This window comes from Bradyrhizobium sp. DN3, assembly GCF_041357655.1.
Classification (GTDB): domain Bacteria; phylum Pseudomonadota; class Alphaproteobacteria; order Rhizobiales; family Xanthobacteraceae; genus Bradyrhizobium.
The window spans coordinates 1-232 of sequence record NZ_JAULLN010000113.1 but is presented as its reverse complement, the minus strand read 5'-3'; the positions used below and the strand labels follow the sequence as shown (position 1 = coordinate 232).

General features: G+C 67.7%; 1 protein-coding gene. It reads left to right on the top strand.

Going from position 1 to position 232, the window contains the following annotated elements; all coding sequences use genetic code 11:
- On the top strand, positions 1–232 hold a 232-nt coding region (locus tag AAE027_RS39585; RefSeq protein WP_370991187.1), incomplete at both ends, for a response regulator.

The following is a 232-nucleotide window of genomic DNA, read 5'->3' as shown; positions in this document are numbered from 1 at the left end:
TGCCGATGGCGTTCGCCGACTGGTTCACCCGCAAGGAGATGAAGCCGTCGCTGCACTCGCAGTCGGTGCTGCTGGTCGACGACAGCGCCTTCTTCCGCAACATGCTGGCGCCGGTGCTGAAAGCGGCCGGCTACCGCGTCCGCACCGCGCCGACCGCGCAGGAGGGCCTCGCCGCGTTGCGCGCGCAGAGCTTTGACGTGGTCCTGACCGACATCGAGATGCCCGACATGAA